Source organism: uncultured Campylobacter sp. (assembly GCF_938039205.1).
Taxonomy (GTDB): domain Bacteria; phylum Campylobacterota; class Campylobacteria; order Campylobacterales; family Campylobacteraceae; genus Campylobacter_A.
In genome coordinates, this window is sequence record NZ_CALHVM010000039.1 from 1 (window position 1) to 15,865 (window position 15,865).

Annotated in this window: 15 protein-coding genes and 1 pseudogene; 11 read left to right on the forward strand and 5 right to left on the reverse strand. The window is 36.4% G+C overall.

Annotated features, from left to right (window positions below; translation table 11 throughout):
* Positions 1 to 1,168, reverse strand: a pseudogene (locus Q0394_RS05025) (hypothetical protein); the annotation flags it as partial.
* 314 nt (positions 1,169 to 1,482) lie between these two features.
* Between Q0394_RS05025 and Q0394_RS05030 the strand changes: the two are divergent.
* On the forward strand, positions 1,483 to 3,513 hold the full coding sequence (locus Q0394_RS05030) for an AAA family ATPase (protein ID WP_298945803.1): 2,031 nt from the start codon (positions 1,483 to 1,485) through the stop codon (positions 3,511 to 3,513).
* Positions 3,514 to 3,581: 68 nt separating this feature from the next.
* Here Q0394_RS05030 and Q0394_RS05035 read toward each other — a convergent pair whose 3' ends face one another.
* A complete protein-coding gene (locus Q0394_RS05035; RefSeq protein WP_298945805.1) occupies positions 3,582 to 4,949 on the reverse strand; it encodes a hypothetical protein in 1,368 nt (455 codons plus the stop codon).
* Between the two features lie 106 nt (positions 4,950 to 5,055).
* Between Q0394_RS05035 and Q0394_RS05040 the strand changes: the two genes are divergently transcribed.
* Positions 5,056 to 5,868 (forward strand): hypothetical protein, encoded by an 813-nt coding sequence (locus Q0394_RS05040; RefSeq protein ID WP_298945807.1) that lies wholly within the window; start codon positions 5,056 to 5,058, stop codon positions 5,866 to 5,868.
* A 20-nt stretch (positions 5,869 to 5,888) separates the two neighbouring features.
* Here Q0394_RS05040 and Q0394_RS05045 read toward each other — a convergent pair whose 3' ends face one another.
* The gene (locus Q0394_RS05045; RefSeq protein WP_298945809.1) at positions 5,889 to 6,686 is read right to left on the reverse strand and encodes an agmatine deiminase family protein; all 798 of its coding nucleotides are present in this window, start codon (positions 6,684 to 6,686) and stop codon (positions 5,889 to 5,891) included.
* 189 nt (positions 6,687 to 6,875) lie between these two features.
* Here Q0394_RS05045 and Q0394_RS05050 point away from each other — a divergent pair, with 189 nt between their 5' ends.
* From Q0394_RS05050 to Q0394_RS05065, 4 genes are all read left to right on the forward strand, one after another.
* Positions 6,876 to 7,055, forward strand: coding sequence for a hypothetical protein (locus Q0394_RS05050; protein WP_298945810.1), 180 nt, complete (start codon positions 6,876 to 6,878; stop codon positions 7,053 to 7,055).
* Positions 7,056 to 7,247: 192 nt separating this feature from the next.
* A complete protein-coding gene (locus tag Q0394_RS05055) occupies positions 7,248 to 7,595 on the forward strand; it encodes a hypothetical protein (RefSeq protein WP_298945812.1) in 348 nt (115 codons plus the stop codon).
* Positions 7,596 to 8,413: 818 nt separating this feature from the next.
* Positions 8,414 to 9,901 (forward strand): DUF2779 domain-containing protein, encoded by a 1,488-nt coding sequence (locus Q0394_RS05060; protein ID WP_298945814.1) that lies wholly within the window; start codon positions 8,414 to 8,416, stop codon positions 9,899 to 9,901.
* Positions 9,902 to 9,961: 60 nt separating this feature from the next.
* A complete protein-coding gene (locus tag Q0394_RS05065; RefSeq protein WP_298945816.1) occupies positions 9,962 to 10,807 on the forward strand; it encodes a Sir2 family NAD-dependent protein deacetylase in 846 nt (281 codons plus the stop codon).
* Here Q0394_RS05065 and Q0394_RS05070 read toward each other — a convergent pair.
* Positions 10,804 to 11,061, reverse strand: a complete 258-nt coding sequence (locus tag Q0394_RS05070; RefSeq protein ID WP_298945818.1) for a hypothetical protein — start codon at positions 11,059 to 11,061, stop codon at positions 10,804 to 10,806. The genes Q0394_RS05065 and Q0394_RS05070 overlap by 4 nt on opposite strands.
* An 88-nt stretch (positions 11,062 to 11,149) precedes the next feature.
* Here Q0394_RS05070 and Q0394_RS05075 point away from each other — a divergent pair, with 88 nt between their 5' ends.
* The 5 genes from Q0394_RS05075 (at position 11,150) to Q0394_RS05095 (ending at position 14,707) form a co-directional block, all read left to right on the forward strand.
* Entirely contained in the window at positions 11,150 to 11,581 is a 432-nt protein-coding gene (locus Q0394_RS05075; protein WP_298945820.1) for a metallophosphoesterase, read from the forward strand.
* Positions 11,582 to 11,778: 197 nt separating this feature from the next.
* Entirely contained in the window at positions 11,779 to 11,910 is a 132-nt protein-coding gene (locus Q0394_RS05080; RefSeq protein WP_298945822.1) for a hypothetical protein, read from the forward strand.
* Positions 11,911 to 12,088: 178 nt separating this feature from the next.
* Positions 12,089 to 12,676, forward strand: coding sequence for a hypothetical protein (locus Q0394_RS05085; protein ID WP_298945824.1), 588 nt, complete (start codon positions 12,089 to 12,091; stop codon positions 12,674 to 12,676).
* Complete coding sequence (locus Q0394_RS05090) at positions 12,673 to 12,855, forward strand: hypothetical protein (RefSeq protein ID WP_298945826.1); 183 nt, start codon at positions 12,673 to 12,675, stop codon at positions 12,853 to 12,855. Before Q0394_RS05085 ends, Q0394_RS05090 begins: the two co-directional genes overlap by 4 nt.
* 97 nt (positions 12,856 to 12,952) lie before the next feature.
* Positions 12,953 to 14,707 (forward strand): DUF262 domain-containing protein, encoded by a 1,755-nt coding sequence (locus tag Q0394_RS05095; RefSeq protein ID WP_298945828.1) that lies wholly within the window; start codon positions 12,953 to 12,955, stop codon positions 14,705 to 14,707.
* Positions 14,708 to 14,752: 45 nt separating this feature from the next.
* Here the strand turns inward: Q0394_RS05095 and Q0394_RS05100 are convergent, their stop codons facing one another.
* Positions 14,753 to 15,679 carry a WYL domain-containing protein gene (locus tag Q0394_RS05100; protein WP_298945830.1) on the reverse strand — a complete coding sequence of 309 codons (927 nt, stop codon included), beginning with the start codon at positions 15,677 to 15,679 and terminating at the stop codon, positions 14,753 to 14,755.
* Between the last annotated feature and the right edge of the window lie 186 nt (positions 15,680 to 15,865).

Sequence of the window (15,865 nt, forward strand, 5' to 3'; positions counted from 1 at the left end):
CTATGAGTGTTATTAGCTCACCAAAAATTTTAGAGATATTTCCGCGGTTGATTTCATCTATAAAGATGGCGTATTTTGGTACACTATCATTTAGGATTAATGTTCGCTCCTCTTTCGACAAAGTACAAAATTTATTGAGGCCGTCCTTGTATCCTGCCAAGCGCAAGGCATCCTCGCAGCATTGATAAAAAATACCTTTTTCTATCCTATACGATATCTCGTTGTCTTCGTTCTCGTTTTCGCTATCAAATATAGGCTTTATACCCTCAACAAATTCCTCATATCCATAGCTTTGATGAAATGTTACAAATTTAAAATTTTGTTTAGTGTAGTTTGTGTCTATTTTTTTATCTTTTATCTCTTTGTACTTTTCGTAAAGCTCGATAGCTTCGGGGCACTCGTCGTTAAGTATTTCTGTGTCTACTCTCCACTCGCTTTTCTCATTTTTTTCAAATATAAAAGGCGGACTTTTTCTTTTAACTTTAACGTACTTGCAATCTTCTTTTACATGAAATAATAAATCCGCCGACATTGTTTGTTGCGGCGATTTTGAGCTTGATTTTTCTGATCGCGCCTTAAATAACTCATGACTTACCATATCGTTATTGTTTTTGGTATCCCTTATTTTGATCCAACCATTATTGATTTTAGACATCGCTGCATCATATAATATAGCTGCTGACACTTGATACCAAGTGTAATTTTCTATCTTTAGCATCTCGCGTATTGTATCATCAATATATTTATCGGAAATGGTATTTAAAATTTGAGTAAAATCACCCATTATGTTTGAAAGCTTATATGTTTTTCCTGTGCCTGGAGGACCGTATAAAATTTGGTTTAATGGAAATTTTACTTTGTCTTTTTGCTGTTTGTTGTTTTCTATCGGCATCATATCTCCTTTACTACTTTTAAATTTTATATATTCATTTACTGCGGATATATATTTGCCAAAAGTTTCTTTGGTTCCACGTGTTTTTATAAATTTTTCTTCTAGATATCTTGTATCTGTATTGTAATAATCGTGAAATGAATAAATTTTATTATCTTCTAAAAAGCCAATAAAGTTTCTTAAATAGGACTGGTAGGATTCGGTAGAGCTCTTTTTCATTTTCTTATTTTCATCACAATAAGCCTTAAAGCCATCATAATCTATAACTTCATTCATCTTTTCTCCCATATTTTTAAATATATTGCTGGCTACGGCTTATTATACGCCGCTATCTTTTAAATATTATTAAAGAAATATTTTATTTAACCTCTTTATGACGCTATATTGTTTATGAATAATTTTGTTTTTTACTAGCCTATGATTACCAAAAGATTAAAATTTTGAGCTTCTTTGATTGTATATTATCCCATATGATTTTGTTAAATACCATTGCTAGCACACTAAACTTAGCAATTTAACTATTTGGACAGTTTTTTGTCCTCTTAATCCAGTAAAATACCCTCAAATAAAAAACAAACAAGGAGCCAGGCATGAGAAGCGAAAGCTTTTATGTAGATAACGAGATATACGACCTTGCAATGCTTTGGATACTTCGCGCGATTTTTCGCGCAGGTGGAGCAAGGGAATTTTTAAGATGCAGACACGATAATGTCCTTGAGTTTTTAGGCGTGCGTTCAAGCGAGCCGACCAGCCAAGACATCGAAGTACTTAAAAATAGGCTTGACGTCCTTGAAAAAGCCAAAATCTCATGCGAACTAAAAGATCTCGAGCATAATTTAAATTTGCTTCAAGAAAATTTAGGCCTAACCGATACGGAAAAGGATATTTTGAGATTCGTAGCTATTGTGTTTAACTATGAGATCATCTCTGATGCTTGTGATCTAATAGGAGACCTAAACAACAGACAAGCCGTAAAAGCCTTATCGCAGATACTAAATTTAGATGTCTTAGACGTTCAAAACGCTTTTAGAAAAGACGGGATTTTCGCCAAGACCTCTTTAATAAAAATCGATTCCTACTATTCGCGCAACCTAAGATCTAAAATCGACGTCATAAATAACGAATTTACAGGCGCATTGTTTATTAAATGCAAAAGTATAGATGAAATATTTCAAAGTGCCATAAAGCCGTGTAGCAAAACAAATTTGACGCTTAAAAACTATGCGCATGTAAAAGAGGATATGCAAATTTTAGTCTCTTTTCTAAAAAACGCTATTCACAAGAAACAAAAAGGAGTAAACGTACTCCTCTATGGTTCAGCTGGAACTGGAAAAACAGAGCTAAGTAAAGTGATAGCTAGCGAGCTAAATTTAAAGCTATATGAAGTAGCATATGCAGATGAAAGCGGATATGCAAACGAGCTAGAAAGGATAAGATCTTATTGTCTCGCGCAAAATGTCTTGTCTGCTGGATCAAATTTGCTGATGTATGACGAAGCCGAAGACGTGTTTAACACCAGAAATGACGAGAAAAGACAGTACGGCAAAGCCTTTATAAACAGATCCTTAGAGACAAACGAAGTGCCTACCATCTGGATAACCAACAATATCTATAGCATGGATGAAGCCGTAGTTAGACGCTTTAACCTAGCTATAGAGCTAGGAGTACCAAATGAAAACATGAGAGCTAAGATCATCAAAGAGTACAGCGCAAATTTGATAGATAATAAGCTAATAAAAAAGCTAGCCAAAAATCAACATGTAGCTCCCGCAGTAGTTAGCAACGCAAGCTTAGTTGTTTCAAATTTAAACGCTAGAGATAAAAACAAAGCCTTTGAGCGAGTGATAAGCAACACTCTAAAAGCCCAAGGACACGGAGCTATAGAAAAAGACGAGAAAAAAGAGAAGACAAACGACGATCTACCTAGTAGCTACGATCCAAATTTCGTAAACTCGAACTGCGATCTAAACGAGCTAATGAAAGGCATAAAAGAGAGCAAAAGCGCTAGAGTTTGCCTATATGGAGTACCCGGCACCGGCAAGAGCGCCTATGCCAAATTTATCGCCAAAAGCATAAAAAGACCTATCATCATCAAAAAAGGAAGCGATCTTTTATCTATGTGGGTCGGAGGAACCGAGCAAAATATAGCAGAAGCTTTTAAAGAAGCAAAAGACAAAAAAGCTGTGCTAGTCTTTGACGAAGTAGATAGCTTTTTACAAGATAGAAGTATGGCTGCACGAAGCTGGGAGATAACGCAAGTAAACGAGATGCTAGTGCAGATGGAGAGCTTTGACGGGATATTTATCGCTACTACGAATTTAATAGATAACCTCGATAAAGCAAGCCTAAGAAGATTTGACCTAAAGCTAGAGTTTGGGTATCTCTTGCCAAATCAAGCTCTAAATTTATTTAAAAAAGAGTGTGCCTTGCTAAAAGTCAAATTTGACGAAAACACAGCTAAAAAGGTTTCAAATTTAGGCTTGCTAGCCCCGGGAGATTTTGCTAGCGTGAGAAGACAAGCTAAATTTAGGCCTATTAAAAACGCAGATGATTTTTGCCAAAGACTAGAGCAAGAAGTTGTGCTAAAAAACGAAGAGAAAAACGCTAGGATAGGGTTTTAAATATTTATCCGCAAATAGGTATTTTGGTCAGACGCCGGGCCAAAATACCGTCCGTGCGAAATCCAATTTTATTTGTCGTAAATAGCCCCTATCTCAAATTCGCAAAGTAATTCATCCAAATATCCAAAAATATCGCGGTGCATCCTAGCGCCCAGATAAAAGTTTTTATACCTATTTTTTTCGACGTCTTTAAAAATTTCCTCTATGTGATCTCGCAGCTCCCCATCCTTGCCGCAAATGTCCATTATATGCTTTGCTACGGCTTTTGGTATGTGATATAAGGCGTCTATTACGCCAAATTCGTCACCTGGCGATGAACTATAAACTCCTATATACAACTCGTCTAAGGTAAAATTATCTGAGTCTAGCGGGATATTAAAGGTTATTTTTGCGGTTTTTTCTTTTGACTGTTCTGCGTAGCGGAAATTCTGGGCGAGCGGCGCATCATCGGCCGGGAGCTTAAAAATCAATCTTTTCCAGTCTTTTATCGGTTTATTGTCTATGAAAAGATTGGCGTTAGGCAGATAAATTATTTCATCGTCTTGGCATTCAAGAGTACCGCTATACGTCATCTTCTTGTCGCCTTTTTCGGCATCATGAAGCCCAAAACGCTGCGCTTTAAAACCTTGCAAGGCGACGCCTACGGGCTTGCTATAATCCTTTTTAACGCAGCTCTCGACCAAAAAGCCGTTAATCATAGAAAAGATATATCTTTGATTTATGCGAGTTTTTGTTTGCGTGCGTATTTTGTTTAGCTTCTCTTTTTCGAACTCTTTTAAGAGCGAATTTCTTTTACCGACTCTTTGCATGATGGAGTACTCGCTAGCTTCGCAAAAGACGTTATCTATAAAATTTACCGCACCAACCAAAGCTTCGTTTGGATGTATGTTTGGAGCGTCGTTTATCAAATTTCTAACATAATACACTCCCTTTAGCGCGCATTCGCCGTAAAATCCCAAAACGTTTAAAGATAAATTTGATACGAATAATTTTTTGATATCGAATTCGTTCTCCGGTCCAAGCTCTAGCTCGTAAAATGTTTCGCTGCCGCCGATTTCGTTTAGCTTGATTATAGAGGATTGATTAGTATTTTTGCTTTTTAAAAAATCGTTTGGAGAAAGCGTATCGTAGCAAAAATTATTTGACTCATGACCGCAAAAACGCATAGATTTTTTGAGCGTATCGTCCTCATAGATGTCTACAAAAACATCGTAAGTATAAACGCCCTTCGTCTTTTTTCTTTCATCCAGATAAACGTTGTTTAAAATAGGCAAGAACAGCGTGTTTTTTACGGTTAAATTTGGATTTTCAGGTAGGCCGATGCCATTTTCTATAGATTTGGGCTCTTTAACTCCCGCACCTTGAGACTTTGCCTCCTCGGCGGTCATGGCATATGTTTTTGCGGTTTTTATACGTATTTTAGCGCATTTTTTCATGTCGTACCCTTGTATGAATTTGCGGTATATTGTAGCTGATGAGATTGGACATTTTGCGTCTGTGTTTTTCGGTATAATGGCAAAAATCTATGAAGGAGAGGAAGATATGATAGAGAAATTAACGCTTAGAACAAGAGCATATATTTTAACAGACAAGAGATTTGAGAATTTTATATCTAGTCCCGGTGACTGGTTTTATGCTGAAAAAGACGACGAGAAGGTGATTGTAAAAAGTATTTCAAAAAGAGTCGATAAGAAATATAGACTTTTATTGAAAAAAGAAATATTGGAAAAAGTTAAAAATAATGTCAATGTAATTATTGGCTGCATTGATGATGATAAATTTTATAGGCTTGAGCTTGAGATAAAAAATTTTGATACTGATAAAGAGGTGCTCTTTAATGATAAATTTGAAATTTGTAAAAATAAAGATAGCGTAACAGTAACACAAAAAAATATGATTGACTTAAATATTGAATCATTTACTGATTATGCCGACAACGATAGAAGAATAAATAGCCTAGCTACTGCAGATAGAATAAAAGGTTTTGATGGAAGAGATGAATTCTTAAATTGGTATAACAGTCAAGATAAAAAATGCTGTTATTGCGGAGTTGAAGAGAGCGATTTAATAAAATACTTCGATAAGGAAATAAATGAACAATATAAGTGGGCAAGACCAAGAGGAAAATTTTTAGAAGTTGAACGAGTGATAACAGCGCCAGAAAGTGAAAATAAATATTCAAAAGAGAATTGTCGTTTGGCTTGTTACATTTGTAATAATGCAAAAAGTGATTTTTTGTCGGCTGAGAGTTTTGAACCTATTGCCAGAGGTATAAACAAATTTTGGAATAACTATCTAAACAAAAATGTAGAATTTCCAGAAAACTTTGAATATTGGAGTAAAAACAAAAAATAGTTTTAAAAATGGCGGTAACTCTACCACCCAAATTTCTCTGCCGTTATGCAGTGTAGCGCACCGCCGAGCTCTATTATCTCGCTTAAATTTATCGTCTCTACTTTGAAGCCACTATAAAATTTCTTGATCTGCTCCACCGCAATATCGTCATCATCTATCCCGTATATCGGGACTATTAAAATATCCTTAATTTTAATAAAATTTAAGTAAGCGCCCCAGTCTCTCTTTTTAGTGAAAAATCCCTCTTTATACTTCATAAATTTCACATCCAAACCGCTCTTTTTAAGGGCTTTTATAAGCCTATCATTAAAGCTTTTGCTCTCATTTGAAAAGTCATTTACCAGCACGCTATTTTCATCTATCCACCTCACCATGCCATCGCTGTGTCCTAGCATATCGTATGGCTGTCTTGGTATGATTATAAGCTCATTTAGCACGCATTTTTGCTTTATGATCTCCACTATCTTGGCTTTTGTTTTTAGTGGATTTTCTCTAAAAATTTTATCAGTTATGATGGCTTTGGCTCCAAACCTTACGAAATTTCCGCCGTCTAGGACTAAATTTATATGCTCTTTTAATGGCTGGATATTTGTTCTTAGATGGCTATACTTTTCATCTTTTAGGTAATCTGGATCGTAGTCGTAAGAGACAAGGCGCCCATCATCAAGCAAAAACGGCATAAAATCCCTCATCCAGATATCTTTAGTTTCTAAAATTTCGTATTTTATATTGTATTTATTAAAGATAGAACACAAAGCATCGGCGGTTTTGACGTAGTTTTTGATTAAAAGATTGGAAATAAGAATAGTCGGCTTCACTGTTTTTCCTAGGTTTTAAGAATTTCTTGATGTTTTGACAAATTCTACTAGCGCATGAGGACTATTTTTTGTCCGATTTGTTTATTATAATTTCACATATCGCAAAAAATGTATCGGCGATAAAAATAAAAAAGGACAATCAATGATCTAGGAACAACTAAAAAACTAACATAAAACAGCGACAAGAAGGTGATCTCAGAGGCACTTGGTTACGTAAGTGAGCAAAATTTCACAATAGCACTTGCAAATTTAGAATCGGAAAATAGCCTAAGTGAGTTTATCGCAAAGGGGCAGGTGGCTTATTTTGAGAGTGTGATAGCAAAAGAGGAGCGGTTAAGAGAGATCAAAAAGCTATACAAATGTAGCTAAAAGCAGAATGAGCAAGGCTTCAAGAGGAGCTTAATTAATTAAATACAAAGCAGGACTGCCTTGCGGTTAAAATTTAAATTTAAAAATCTAAAAATGGGTATTTTTATCTAGCCAAAAATACGTATATTTTTACAAAAAGTTATTTAGACAAAGAAATAAAAAGTTTAAACATTTTAAAGCAAAGGAGAAAAAATGGCAAAGAAAAAAGTTGTTAAATCAGCTCCAATAATTGAGCAGTTTATAGATTTAGCTAACACGCAAAGGGAGCTAGCAGACGAATTGGGATCTAAGTTTTTAGAATTTTGCAGCGCGTACCTAAATGAAAAATGTGTTCTTACTAGAAATGATTTTGATCGGCAGAGCTCTTTTTCGCCGGCATATCTAAGTATTGAAGCTTCTACCAAAAAACCGACTTCCTACACGTCAAGAGCAAATGCGTATGTTGGCAATGTGTCTTTCGAATTAACATATGATGCTCTAGGCGAAGAGTATGATGATGACCATTTTAAAGATGAATTAATTAAGTTCTTAAATAAATAACAATGTATTGCAAGAGAAACCATGTGATGCAAGATCGCATTAGTTCGGCATAAAGAGCACTCAAGATAGATAATTTTTGTTGCATTAAATAGCAGGGATGAAAAATCCCTGCATGAGTAATTTAGCGATTTTTGCTTTTCTTTGCGTCAGTAAAACCCAAGACACTTGAACTCTATAACTAATCAATGTTTTGGACTTTTGGCTTGACTTGATATAGAATCGACAGGCTTAATGCAATAAAAAAGCGACGAGTTTTAGCTTGTTGGTCGTGGCATTTTGTCGGTTTTTAGCAAATCCGCCGAAATTTTCTAGAAATGAATTAGGACTGCTATTTATTAATGCTTCTTTATTGATTTTTTTAAAAAATATCAACGCTACCCATTCTGTCTGATTTTACAAGGTGGTAGCCTCAGGGCCAAATATTTGCTATGCCGTCTATCATATTAAGGTTGGCATATTATAGTTGCACTTTGAGTTTCACATCAAAGTCTTTTTTGCTGTCATCCCCTTTTCTATAAAATTATTAATCAGAAATTTAGCATTACTTTCATTTAAGATTTCTTTATTACTGAAAATAGATTTTCTGCCTCTGAAAAATATTTCATTAAATTTTTCAAACGCCTCTTTATAACCCTTAAACGTCATTTTTCATTTAAATTAAGTTGTTATAACAAAACGCATAATGCAATTATCTCCTATTTTTCTGGACTTTTGATGTCTAGTTTTTTTATGTTAAAATTAAAAGACGAAAACTATTTTATTTAAATATAGTTTAAAAAAGTATAATAAATCCTTGTAAAGTTGTAAAGGTAAAAAAAATGAACAATAAATTCTTGTCAAAATCCCTCTATGTACGAGGTCTTCAGTGTCCAAAATCGCTATGGCTTAAAAAATATAAGCGCGATGTTTTGGATCAAAATACGGATCCTGCAGTATTTGAGACCGGAAACATAGTTGGAGAGCTTGCCTGTGAGCTATTTGGCGGTGGCAAAAGGATAAAATTTGATGGTGGCAGCTTTGATGAAAAGATAGTCCAAACTGAGAATTTTATCAAAAACGGCGAAAAAGCGATATATGAAGCGACATTTTGTTTTGATGAAATTTTAGTTATGGTGGATATCTTGCAAGTCGTTGATGGGAAGCTCATCATAAACGAGGTAAAAAGCAGCACGAGCCTGTCGGATGTCTATGTAGATGATGCGAGCATCCAGTACTATGTCATTAGCTCATTGGGATATGAGGTGGAGCGCATTAATGTGATATATCTAAACAACCAATACATTCGCGGCGAAAAGCTAGAGCTTGATAAGCTATTTACGGTAAATGATGTAACGGATCAAATTTTATCTATGCAAAGCAAAGTGGCTGAAAATATCAAAAAGTTAAAAGAGACGATCAATGATGATGTTGAGCCAAATTTAGATATAGGGGTGCATTGTTTTAAGCCCTATGAGTGTGACGGAATGAATTACTGTTGGTGCGAGCAAAGAAAGATACCCGATGGGACTTCTGTCTTTAATATCGCAAAGATAAATAAGAAAAAAGCGACCAAGCTTTATCAAAGCGGGATAGTAAATATTGCCGATATTAAAGACATAGACGCCTTTAATGCAAATCAACAGATACAAATAAAAGCTCAAATTAACGGGGAGGAATTTGTAGACAAGGAGGCGATTAGAGAGTTTTTGGATACGCTTAGCTATCCGCTCTATCATCTCGACTTTGAGACATTTCAGCAGGCCGTGCCCGAGTTTATAGGGCTTAGACCATACGAGCAGATACCTTTTCAGTTTTCTATCCATAAAGATGACGGCAAGGGAAATTTAGAGCATTTTGAGTTTTTGGCCGAGGCTGGAGCTGATCCTAGATACGAGCTGGCGCTAAATTTGATCAAATTTATCCCGCAGGACGCTTGCGTGCTGGCTTATCATGCTAGCTTTGAAAAAGGAGTGATACAGAATTTGGCCGCATTGTTTCCGCAATTCTCATCTCATCTTATGAGTATGCACAGTAATATCAAAGACCTTGAAATCCCGTTTGCAAAGAAATTTTATTATCACCCAAAAATGCACGGAAGTTCGTCCATCAAGAAAGTTCTGCCGGCCATAGTACCTAGTTTTAAGGATGCGTATACAAATTTAAATTTAATCCATAACGGCGGTGAAGCCATGGGCGAGTACGCAAAACTAAAAGGCAAAACCAGGGGCGAGCAAGATGCGATTAGAAAGGCGCTTTTAGCATACTGCAAGCTCGATACGCTAGCTATGGTTAAGGTTTTAGAAAAACTAAGAGAAGTCGCGCACTAGGACAAAAAATGTCTGGTTTGGCGGATATAATGCTTTGATACTTCAAATTTAGGAGAAAGTATGGAAGCAGACAAATTTGAAATAGCGTACGACACAATACTCCGCGCAAAAGAAATCGTCGCAAACGCCGATGCCGTCATCATAACCGCAGGAGCAGGTATGGGCGTAGATAGCGGGCTGCCTGATTTTAGAGGCGATCTTGGTTTTTGGAAAGCCTATCCGCCTTTAAAGGATAAAAATTTAAGCTTTACCGAGATGGCAAATCCGCAGTGGTTTTTTAGCAGTCCTGAGCTAGCTTGGGCGTTTTACGGACACAGGCTAAAGCTCTATAACGCAACCCAGCCTCACGAGGGATTTGCCCTACTAAAAAATCTTTGCGAAACAAAAGGCGGCAACTACTTTATCTATACTTCAAACGTCGACGGACACTTTGAAAAAGCCGGCTTTGATAAGGATAAAATTTACGAGATCCACGGCTCTATCCATCACGTGCAGTGTATCTACAACGATGACGGAAACATCTGGAATATGGACGAAAATAGCATCCTAGTAGACGAGGAGAAATTTATCGCTACAAAGATGCCCGTGTGCCCAGAGTGCGGCTGTGTGAGCCGCCCAAATATACTTATGTTTTACGATCACGAGTTTAATCCAAAAAGGGCTTGGGCGCAGCGCAAAAAGTACGATGCGTGGCTTAGCCATAATATGAACTCCAAAATCGTCATAATCGAGATCGGAGCTGGGCTTGCCGTGCCTACGATCAGGATTTACGGAGAAAGGATGGCAAAAAGATTTGAGCGCGCCCACTTAATCCGTATAAATCCCATCGATACCCACGTGAGCGCATATAGAGGCATGGCGATAAAGGCTGGAGGACTTGAGGGATTAAGGATGCTCCTGGGTTAAACCAGGAGCGTAAAATTCGCCGATATTTCGCCGTTTTTTAGCGGCGAAATCTGATTTACGAAGTGAAATTCGGCGTCCGTTTTTAGCTCACCTTTTATCAAATTTACCGCTTTAGCGATAGCTAAAAGCGAGATCTCGTCGCCCGAGTTTAACTCTAGTTTTAGCGACTTTACGGATGCCGTCGGTACTCCAAGACCGTTTTTAAATTTAGCGTGAAGCTCGCTTAACCTGCAATGAACGTCAAATTTAATCATCCTTTTCTCCTTTTGGTTAAATTTGATAAAATTATATATTCTAAAATGGACAAAGCCGTGTCCAAATATGCGCCAAAAAGGAGACGAGATGACGATTTTGCATGCAAGCGATTTGCACTTTGATAAGGCCAAATTTGATCAAATTTTAGATTTAGAATTTGACGTTTGTTGTATAAGCGGCGATCTGATAGATGCGAGCCAAAAAGACGTCGCAGGGCAAAAGGCGTGGGTTAGGCTGTGGCTTGAAAATTTTAAAGGAAAAATATTTGTATGCAGCGGCAACCACGACGTAGACGGCTCGGATGACGCCGCATGGATGAGGGTGCCAAACATTTACGCAGACGGCGCTATAAAGATGATCATGGGTGTGAAATTCGGCTGCGTTCCTTATATGTGTACGGATATTTTGGACTTTGCGGAGTGCGACATTCTGCTTACGCACGTGCCGCCAACTCGGACGCAAACAGCCGTTGAGTGCGGCAGAGATTTCGGCGATAAAGAGCTTTATAGGGGCTGCTAAAAGCAAAAATCATCCTTTGCGGGCATGTGCATGATCCGCTATCAAGAGTCGATAAAATCGGCAACTGCAAGATATATAACTCAAGTCTAGAGCTTAATATTTTAGAAATTTAATCGCCGAGTTGCAACCAAATTTGTTAAATTTGGACCGTAAAATGTCCTAAAATGCAAGTAAAATCATCCAAAAAAGGAGCTGCCATGGATGAGATTTTACTACCGCCCGAGATCGAAAACATCAAGCTTTATCATAAAGGCGTTTACCACAGAGTCAAAACAAACCCTTTATCTAAAAGTAAGACTGAGATGAGTAAAACCGTAACGCTATTTTAAAAATTCCATTGTTTTTTACTATTTTCCTAAAATTTTATGAAACTCGTTTGTATAGATATTAAGAAAGGCGGTTATGGGCTCAAAATTTAAGTGAAAGAATCAAGGCGTGGCTTTTGGCTACAGGCATTTAAAAACGTGCAAAAAATGTATCGGCACGAAAATCAAAAAAGGATAATCAATGATCTACGAAAAAATAAAAGAACTAACGCTAAATAGCGATAAAAAAGCGCTTTCAAAGACACTAGGCTACGCAAGAGAGAAAAACTTCAGTAGCGCTCTTGCGAATTTGCAAAGAGCAAATAGCCTAGACGAGTTTATGTCAAAGGGGCATTTTGACTGGTCGCATAGCTCAAAAACGCTTATCCTTGCTCTTAGCGAGCACTTTGGGCTTAATATCGAAGATGAGCTTAATGCTGCAAAAATCCGTTACGACGAGCGAGCGAAATTTAGAGGCTCATATATCTACATAGATACGAATTTTAAGAGATTTAACGAGCCTATTTTCGCCCTTGCTATGGCGCAGTACTTAAGGTATATCAGTCTAACGCCGTTTTTAGATGAACTATGTTTTAAGGCTCTAGACGAGCAGCTAAATATAATCTCTAAAGTAGTTAAAGACTACTACCAAAAGACGAAATCGCTACCCGTTTTTGGCGAGATAACGGGCTTTAAACTATGTCTTCTAGACAAAACCTATACTCTTGATACTAATGGAAATTTTATACAAGAAGAGATTTTTGAAACATCAGTGTGGATAAATTTATGAAAAACATACAAGATTATGAAAATGCGATAAAAACGGCAAAAAATAGCGTAGATAAAATCAAATTTCTACTGCTGGGCGACTTTGCCATAGTAGCAAGGTCAACTAAATTTATTTTCATCTTCAGCTCAGGTGAATTTATGGATAGATTAAACGAGATGCTTGTATGTAAAGATACTTAAAATAATGGGTGTAAGGCTGGGTACGATCCGGCCTATTTTTGAATATAATATAAATTTAGTTATAATGACAATCCAAAATTTTTACAAGGAGTAAAATATGGCTGGATTTCAACAAATAACAATAGCGGATGCAATACGAGAAATCGAGACGGATAAATATCTTATTCCCGCATTTCAAAGGGAGTATGTTTGGTCTGGAGAGCAAGTAGAGAGACTATTTGATTCTATTATGCGAGGCTATCCTATTAGCTCTATGCTTTTTTGGAAAGTTAGAAGCGAAAGTGCAGAGCAATGGAAATTTTACAGTTTTTTGAGATACTTTAGAGAATGGTATCATACCCATAACGAATACAAGCCTACCAAGAGTATTGGCGAATTTTCGGCTATACTAGACGGACAGCAAAGATTAACTTCGCTATATTTAGCGCTTTGCGGCGAATACCATACGCATAGACCGTATAAAAAATGGGAAAATACAGACGATAAATTTAAAATTTGCGAGCTTTATTTTAATCTAACCGCAAGTCAAGAACCTAAAAACGATAACGTAGAATATGAATTTTTATGGCTGGAAAAAGCTGAAACCGGTAGTGAAACGATTTATACTGATAAATTTGGGCAAAAATGGTTTAGATGTAAGGATATATATCCTCATGAACATCGTAAATCAAAGGCCGTAAAAATACAACAACAACAAGAAATTCCTTTATCTAATGACGAATTTGAAAAGTTGAATCTTTTTGAGAACATAATTTTTTCAGAAAATATTATCAGCTTCTACCAAGAAGACGACCAAAACCCAGAAAAAGCGGTGAACATATTTATTCGTATTAACTCGGGCGGGACACACCTTAGCTATTCTGATATCTTATTTAGCTATGCTATTGCAAACTGGAAACAAAAAGATGCAAGAAAAGAGATCAATGAACTTGTCGATTTTATAAATAACTCTAAAGGCTTTAATATCTCGAAAGATTTAGTACTAAAAGCGTTTTTGTATTTATATCACGAAAATATAAAATTTGACATAGGTAGTTTTAATAACGGATTTATAGAAAATATCGAACAGCAATGGGATAACATAAAAATGGCCTTTCATAGCGTTTTTGATTTGCTCGTAAATTTTGGGTTTAATGCGCAAACAATGAGTTCAAATAATGCAATTTTACCGGTACTTTATTATGTATATCATAAAAATTTGGCTAGCTCCATAGTTCACGGTACTGGACAAAAACAAACTAGAGAAGTTATAAAAAAATACTTACTAAGGGCTACGCTATTTAAGCCGTTTGGAGGAAGCGCAGATAGCGTTTTAACCGCAACGAGAAAAGTATTTAAAAAGGATTTTGACGGTAAAGTATTTTTTGACGACAACATTGATGAATTTCCGTTAGAGAGTATTGAAAAGTCTTATAAATATAACAATACTATCGATGATGACTTTTTGCAAGATTTGATGCTGTATAGAAAAAATAGTCCAGAAGCCTTTGCCGTCTTATCTATCTTATATCCAAATTTAGACACAAAGAATAACTTTCACAAGGACCATTTGCATCCAGAAAGTAAGTACAAAGAGTATAAAAAATTGATGGAGAAAAATAAAAAAGAATACTATGACTTTTCCATGTATGATGCTCTCCCTAATTTACAGTTACTAGATGCAAACGAAAACATGGCTAAAAATGATAAGAGTCTTGAAGAGTGGGTTGAAAGCGAATGCAGAAATAAAGACAAGACTAAATTTTTAAAGGATCATTTAATACCTGATGTTGATTTATCTTTAGATAATTTTGATGATTTTTATGAAAAGCGTGAAAAACTAATGATAGATAAATTGCGAGGATCACTCTAGAATGAATACGCATGCGACGTTATAGATCGCATGCGTACTTAAATTTTAAACATTTATCTCGTTAAAATACTCCCCTATCTCATCTCTTAGCTCATCGGCTAGCTCCTTTGGTTCAAGCACCTTGATAAATGGAATATAGTAGTATATGAGCGGCTTGATCTCCATTATGTTGGTGTACTCTATATCGATGACGATGGAGCCATCTGGATCCTCGCCATATATGCTTTGCTTGGCATACGGTTTTCTTTCAAAATACTTCTTTATCTGCGGAGCCAAAAGCAGCTTGGCTATCTTTGGCTCATCTAGCGTCGCCCATGCGGAGTTTATATTTTTTAGCCTATCTTCTATTTTTGCCTCTATCTCAAATTTATCTTCAAGTATTTTAATGCTCGCAATGCTTTTTAGATGAAATTTTTTAAATGTATCGTTTTTGCCCGTATCAAGAAAAAGCAAATACCAAAACCCGTCAAACATCGCTAGCTTTAAAGGTTTTGTCTTAAATTTAAAGTTATTATACTCGCACTCCACCAGTCTTTTTTCTTTTATGGCGTTTTCAAGCAGCTCGAAATTTGCAAAGTCTTTTTCATCTAGCTTCTCGTTGTTTATATTTGTTAGGATAGGGTGGTTTAGCCGGCTAGTGATCTGCTCTAGCAGGACGTGAGCTTTTGAGTAGAAATTCGTCCCCATGGTTTTTGAGATATTATCTAAGATATTTATGATGGTTCGCTCTTCTTGATCTAGGTTGTCTTTGGCCTCGGTTTTATCCATGCTCCACATCCTGCCTTTTTTTACGGCTCCATTTTTGGCTAGCACGTCATAAAGATCTCTTTGTATGGTTTTAGTGCAAACGCCGAGTTTCTCGGAAAGCTCGGATATGGAGTGGGGTTTGTTGCTGATAAGAACGGCTATATCGTTTATGCGTTCGTATTTGCTCGTGCTAGTTTCAGGGATGATTTTTTTAGGTTTTTGCATGGAGGCTCCTTTGAAGGTATTATAGCGATATAAGACTTACAGTTGTCTAGTTTTAAAAATGTACACATAAATTTGATGAACTAAATGAAAATTTGACACCTCTTGTGGGGCTTTAACCCATCCCCATTCCAACATCATGTCTTCTAAATACATCCTCTTTGATCTCAGGAGCCTTATCTTCAATAA

Bases quoted from the DNA above. Each gene is read 5' to 3' on its own strand.
- Q0394_RS05080 (WP_298945822.1), top strand. From the start codon at position 11,779: ATGGATGAGATTTTACTACCGCCCGAGATCGAAAACATCAAGCTTTAT.
- Q0394_RS05090 (WP_298945826.1), top strand. From the start codon at position 12,673: ATGAAAAACATACAAGATTATGAAAATGCGATAAAAACGGCAAAAAAT.
- Q0394_RS05035 (WP_298945805.1), bottom strand. From the start codon at position 4,949: ATGAAAAAATGCGCTAAAATACGTATAAAAACCGCAAAAACATATGCC.
- Q0394_RS05095 (WP_298945828.1), top strand. From the start codon at position 12,953: ATGGCTGGATTTCAACAAATAACAATAGCGGATGCAATACGAGAAATC.
- Q0394_RS05100 (WP_298945830.1), bottom strand. From the start codon at position 15,679: ATGCAAAAACCTAAAAAAATCATCCCTGAAACTAGCACGAGCAAATAC.
- Q0394_RS05055 (WP_298945812.1), top strand. From the start codon at position 7,248: ATGGCAAAGAAAAAAGTTGTTAAATCAGCTCCAATAATTGAGCAGTTT.
- Q0394_RS05065 (WP_298945816.1), top strand. From the start codon at position 9,962: ATGGAAGCAGACAAATTTGAAATAGCGTACGACACAATACTCCGCGCA.
- Q0394_RS05070 (WP_298945818.1), bottom strand. From the start codon at position 11,061: ATGATTAAATTTGACGTTCATTGCAGGTTAAGCGAGCTTCACGCTAAA.
- Q0394_RS05075 (WP_298945820.1), top strand. From the start codon at position 11,150: ATGACGATTTTGCATGCAAGCGATTTGCACTTTGATAAGGCCAAATTT.
- Q0394_RS05040 (WP_298945807.1), top strand. From the start codon at position 5,056: ATGATAGAGAAATTAACGCTTAGAACAAGAGCATATATTTTAACAGAC.
- Q0394_RS05085 (WP_298945824.1), top strand. From the start codon at position 12,089: ATGATCTACGAAAAAATAAAAGAACTAACGCTAAATAGCGATAAAAAA.
- Q0394_RS05060 (WP_298945814.1), top strand. From the start codon at position 8,414: ATGAACAATAAATTCTTGTCAAAATCCCTCTATGTACGAGGTCTTCAG.
- Q0394_RS05030 (WP_298945803.1), top strand. From the start codon at position 1,483: ATGAGAAGCGAAAGCTTTTATGTAGATAACGAGATATACGACCTTGCA.